This window comes from Mesorhizobium sp. M7A.F.Ca.CA.004.12.1.1 (assembly GCF_003997835.1).
Taxonomy (GTDB): Bacteria; Pseudomonadota; Alphaproteobacteria; order Rhizobiales; family Rhizobiaceae; genus Mesorhizobium.
Genome location: NZ_RZRK01000392.1, coordinates 1 through 5,701, shown reverse-complemented (window position 1 = coordinate 5,701; position 5,701 = coordinate 1). Strand labels below are relative to the sequence as shown.

Here is a 5,701-nt window from a genome sequence, read left to right as displayed (position 1 = left end):
AGCTTCTTCCTTGTTCTCACAGCGGCCTGCCGCCTTCTATTTCCCGCCGCCGCATCAGATATTGTCACTGCACATAGCCGACAGGCTGGCCGGTGACGGGGTGCGCGAACACGCCCATCTCCACACCGAAAATGCCTTTCAGCACATCGCTACGCATGATTTCGCCTGGCGTGCCGCGCGTCAGCAGCTTGCCGTCCTTGAGCGCGATCAGTTCGTCGCAGTAGCGCGCCGCCATGTTGGGATCGTGCAGCACGACGACGACACATAGGTCGCGTTTGCGGCTGAGCTCCTTGACCAGCCCGAGCACCTCGACCTGATGGGCGATGTCGAGTGCCGAAATCGGCTCGTCGAGCAGCATGACGCCGGCGTTCTGCGCCACCAGCATGGCGAGCCAGGCGCGCTGGCGCTCGCCGCCCGACAATTCGTCCACCAGCCGGTCGGCAAAACCCTCCATATCGGTCAGGGCCAGCGCCTCCTCGACATGCTGCCTGTCCTCGGCGCGGAAACGGCCAAGCGCGCCATGCCAGGGATAGCGCCCGAGCGTCGCCAGTTCGCGCACGGTCAGGCCGGTCGCCGCAGGCGTCGTCTGCGGCAGATAGGCAAGCGCGCGGGCAAATTCGCGGGCACCCCATTGCGGCAACGGACGTCTGGCGAAAGTGATGGCGCCTGAACTCGTCGGCTGCTGGCGCGCCATGAGCTTGATAAGCGTCGACTTGCCCGAACCATTGTGGCCGATCAGCCCATAGACGCGCGAGCGCTCCAGTTCGAGCGAGACCGGACCGAGCAGCGTCCGCTCGCCGACGGCAAAGCGCACCGCGTCGATATGGAAGGCAGTCTGGGCATCAATTCCAGCCATGCTCATGGCTTTTCTCCAGTGCGGCCGCCCGCATTTCCAGATTCCGGCATTTCGACGGGTCGTGCCCGGTTGACTATGAAACATGACCTTACTAGTCAACATTGAAGATGACTGCAACGATCAACAAATCGTCGCGACCGGCAATATCGGCACGAAAATTTGGAAACAGGGGGCGCAAAGGATGATTTCAGGACATGGACCGATTTGGCGGAACCGGATAGCGCGCAAGCGCCTGCTGATCGCAACGGTGTCGCTGCCGGCCCTGCTTGGCTGCGGCCATGCACTGGCCCAGGAGACGGTCACCACCACCCTAGACCCGATCAAAGTCCAGGAACGTGTCGAAAGCGCTTTCGGGCCGGTCAAGGGCTACGTTGCCACAAAGGGCTCCACCGGCAGCAAGACCGACACGCCGCTGATCGAGACGCCGCAATCGATATCGGTCATCACCAGGGACCAGATGGAAGCGCAGGCCGTCGACAGCCTGAACAGCGCGTTGCGCTACACACCCGGCGCCACCGGCAATCTCTACGGCACCGACAATCGCGGCCTCGGCCTGCAGTTGCGCGGCATTTCGAACGCCAGCGGCGTCTTCTACAGGGACGGGCTGCAGCTCAAGGAGAGCAATTTCACCCTGTTCACCGCACTCGATTCCTATGGCGCGGAACGCTACGAGGTGCTGCGCGGACCGGCGTCGGTACTTTATGGCCAGGCAAGCCCCGGCGGCATCATCAACTATGTCAGCAAGCGGCCAACCGAGGAAAACCTGCGCGAGGTCGAATTCGGTGGTGGCAGCTTCAACCGGTATGAAGGCAAGTTCGACTTCAGCGGTGCCGTGAACGCCGACAAGTCGCTGCTGTTTCGCCTCACCGGCGCCGCTCACATGGGCGACACGCAGACCGACTTCGTCAAGGACGACCGCATCTTCATCGCGCCGGCGATCACCTGGCAGCCCGATGCCGACACCAGCCTGACCATCCTCGCCAACTATCAGCGCGATCGCTCGGGCTGGGCGATGCAGTATCTGCCTGCCTACGGCACGGTCATACCGGGCAAGGACGGCAAGTACCTGCCGAACAGCATGTTCGTCGGCGAACCCGGCTTCGACTCCTACAACAACGACCAGGCCTCGATCGGCTACGAATTCGATCACCGTTTCAACGAAACCTGGCAGGTTCGACAGCATGCCCGCTACGTCCACCTTACCCACACCGAGGAAGGCGTCTTTGGTGGCGGACTGACGGACTCGAACGGCCTGGAACCTTCAAGCGGCGACTACTACCGTTATGCAGATGCCGGCGGCACCAAACTCAGCGGCGTCACCATCGACAACCAGGCACAAGCCGATTTCGACACCGGGCCGCTCGCCCACACGCTGCTCGTCGGCCTCGACTACAAACGCTATACTTACCGCGACTATGCCTCGGAAGGGACCGTCGAGGACGGTTTCAACGTCTTCGATCCGGTTTACGGGTACCCGATCACCGATCTGACGCCCTACACCGATACCGACACCACCCAGCAGCAAGTCGGTCTCTATGCGCAGGACCAGGTAAAGCTCGGCAACTGGCGGCTGACCCTTGGCGGCCGCCAGGATTGGTCGGACGCCAAGGTCTACGACAATCTGGCCGGCGGCTACATTCCCGAGCAGAAGGACAACGCCTTCACCAGCCGGGCGGGGCTCGTCTATCTCGCCGACAACGGGCTTGCGCCCTATGTCAGCTACTCCGAATCGTTCCAGCCCGTGGCCGGCGCCGACAGCGACGGCAATCTGTTCGTGCCCGAGACCGGCAGGCAGTACGAGATCGGGCTGAAATACCAGCCGACCGGGTGGAATTCCTTCATTACGGCATCGGTTTTCGACCTGACCCGACAGAATGTCGTGCGCTATGGCAATGAGGGCCGGCCCGACGACATGTTCCAGACCGGCAAGATCCGCTCGCGCGGCGTCGAACTCGAGGCCGTTGCCAGCCTCGATTCCGGCTTCGACCTGAGAGCGGCCTACACCTATCTCGACACCAGGATCACCAAGGCGACTTCTGTTGTTGATGATAATGGGAGTTCGATCAGCAATGAAGGCAATACGCCCTTCGGCGTGCCGAAGCATTCCGCGTCGCTGTGGGCGAATTACACCTTCGGCAGCGGCCGCCTGGAGGGCCTGGGGCTGGGCGCCGGTGTCCGCTATGTCGGCTCGACCTATGGCGACGACGCCAACAGCTTCAAGGTCCCATCGGTCGTGCTTGCCGACGCGGCGGTGCATTACACCTGGCAGAACGCCACGCTCAGCCTCAATGCCAGCAATCTGTTGGACAAACGCTATGTCGCCTCCTGTTTCTCTTCGGGCTTCGGCTGCTTCTACGGCGAAGGCCGCAGGATCAACGGTTCGGTGAAATACACATGGTAAAAGCAATGTGGCGGGCCGGCCCAAAATGGCGGCGCTGACACGGCGCCAGTATCTTGCCGGCCTCGCCGCGACCGGCCTCGCTTTGCCGGGCGGCATGGCACGCGCGGCACCTGCCCGCGTCGTCTGCCTGGAATGGACATCGGCCGAACTGGTGGTCTCGCTCGGCCTGTCGCCGCTCGCCGTCGGCGACACCAGGGGTTATGGCGACTGGGTGCAGGGCCCGGCGCTGCCGCAGGCCACCATCGACCTGGGATCGCGCAGCGAGCCCAATATCGAACTGCTTCGGGAGTTGCGGCCCGACCTGATCGTCGGCGCCTATGGCTATGGCTTGGACGAGAACAGCTTCACCAGATTGGCGCCGACCTTCAACGTGCCGTTCTACAGCGGCAAGGCTCCACCTTACGCGCAGGCGCAACAGGTGACGCTGCAGCTTGGCGACATGCTTGGCCGCAGGACGGAAGCAGAAAACCTTGTCGGGCGCACCGAAGCCTCGATCGCCCAAGCGCGTGCCAGGCTGGAGCGGGCGGTGCAAAAACCGGTCTGCGTCGTCAGCATGTTCGACGATCGCCATGTCCGCGTCTACGGCGCCGGCAGCCTGCTGCAGGATGTCCTCGACCGGCTCGGCCTCGTCAACGCCTGGACCGGCGCCACCAATGAATGGGGTTTTTCGACGGTCGGCATCGAGGAACTGGTCGCCGTCGGCGAGGCGCAACTGATCTCGCTCGATCCGATCCCGCCGCACGTCAGGATCAGGATTGCCCGCAGCTCGCTCTGGGCCAATCTGCCCTGCGTCCGGAACGGCCAGGTGCGGACCATTCCGCCGGTCTGGCCGTTCGGCGGTCTCACTGCTGCCGCGCGTTTCGCCGAATTCGTGGCAGCGGCATGATCGCTCAGGCAATGTCCCTGCCGCGACAGCGCGACGGCATCGGCGCGTTCATCCTGCTGGTGGCCGTGCCCGCGGGCCTGGCACTGATGCTGACCATCTTCGATCTCATCAACCTTTTCCCGACGCACTTGTGGTGGCATGCGCTCACCGCTCCCGACACATCCGATCCAGCGCAGTTGCTGTATCGCTATGCCTTCCTCCCGCGTGTCGCCGTCAGCATGCTGGCCGGCGCGGCACTTGGTCTCGCCGGTGTCGTCATGCAGCATGTGCTGCGCAACCCGCTGGCCGAGCCGACCACGATCGGCACCAATGCCGGAGCGAGCCTCGCATTGGCGGCCGCCACCCTCTACGCACCATGGTTGCTGGAAGGTGGCCGCGAAGGCGTGGCGCTGGCTGGCGGCGCGCTCGCCACATCAGCCGTTTTCGCACTGGCGCGCGGGCGCAGCTTTTCGCCAGTGTCGATCATCATCGCCGGCCTCGTCGTCAGCCTCACTTTCGGCTCGGCCGGCGCGCTGCTGATGGCGCTCAACCGCGAATACACCGAGGAGCTGTTCATCTGGCAGAGCGGCTCGCTGGTGCAGAATGGCGACGCGGCGGTCCTTGTTCTGGCGCCATGGCTGCTGGCCGGCATCTGCGCCGCGCTCCTACTCTGGCGACCGCTACGCCTGCTCGACCTCAGCGACGACGGCGCGGCATCGCTCGGCACCCGGCCGGCCGTCATCCGCCTTGCCGGCATGACAGTCGCCGTCTCGCTTAGCGCGCTGGTCGTCGCCGAGGTGGGCGTCATCGGTTTCGTGGCGCTCGCCGCCCCGGCGCTGGCGCGGCTGGCCGGAGCGCGCACGCTTGGCCGCCGCCTGGTCTGGTCGCCGCTGGTCGGCGGTGCCCTGCTCTGGCTCACCGACCGGCTGGTGCAGCATTTGCCGTTCACCGGCGAAATCCCCGCCGGCACCGCGACCGCTTTGCTCGGCGCGCCGCTGCTGCTGTTCCTGTTGCCGCGAATGCGAACCACCCCCGAAAGGCAGGCCGACATGGTGTCGTCGATACGCCTGCCGACAAACGGCCTGCCGTTGATCGCGGGCCTGCTGGCGCTCATCCTCGCGGTTGTCCTCGCCATCGGCTTTGGCCGTGGCGCAGGCGGTTGGCACTGGATCGCATCCGCGGATTTGACCGAGCTGCTTGCCCTGCGCGCGCCTCGCGTCGTCGTCGCCCTGTCGGCGGGCGTCCTGCTCGCCGTCGCCGGCACGCTGATGCAGCGCATGACCGGCAACCCGATGGCCGCACCCGAGGTCCTGGGCATTTCCGGCGGCGCCTCTTTCGGCGTGCTGGCGCTGCTGCTGCTCAGCGACAGCTTCGACCGCTCAACAATGCTCGGCGCGGCCTTGGCGGGCGCCTTGCTGGCGCTGACGATCGTCGTGCTGGTCGGGCGACGCAATGCCCTGTCGCCGGAACGGCTGCTGCTTGCCGGCGTCGCCGTTGCGACGGTCGCGTCCGCCTTCGCCGCGCTGCTTCTGGCCAGCGGCGATCCGCGCATGGACTTCCTGCTCGTCTGGCTGTCGGG

At 65.0% G+C, this 5,701-nt stretch carries 4 protein-coding genes; 3 read left to right on the top strand and 1 reads right to left on the bottom strand.

The genetic code is table 11. From position 1 onward, the window contains the following. Window positions 1-64: 64 nt before the first annotated feature. Window positions 65-856: an ATP-binding cassette domain-containing protein gene (locus tag EN984_RS20280; protein WP_164748715.1), complete on the bottom strand. Its 792-nt coding sequence runs from the start codon at window positions 854-856 to the stop codon at window positions 65-67. A 247-nt stretch (window positions 857-1,103) separates the two neighbouring features. Between EN984_RS20280 and EN984_RS20275 the strand changes: the two genes are divergently transcribed. From EN984_RS20275 to EN984_RS20265, 3 genes are all read left to right on the top strand, one after another. Next, complete coding sequence (locus EN984_RS20275) at window positions 1,104-3,257, top strand: TonB-dependent siderophore receptor (protein WP_245465168.1); 2,154 nt, start codon at window positions 1,104-1,106, stop codon at window positions 3,255-3,257. Between the two features lie 25 nt (window positions 3,258-3,282). Continuing rightward, the gene (locus EN984_RS20270) at window positions 3,283-4,143 is read left to right on the top strand and encodes an ABC transporter substrate-binding protein (RefSeq protein ID WP_127272291.1); all 861 of its coding nucleotides are present in this window, start codon (window positions 3,283-3,285) and stop codon (window positions 4,141-4,143) included. A gap of 11 nt (window positions 4,144-4,154) precedes the next feature. Further along, window positions 4,155-5,701: iron ABC transporter permease (locus EN984_RS20265; protein WP_245480089.1), on the top strand; the 1,547-nt coding region annotated here is incomplete at its 3' end.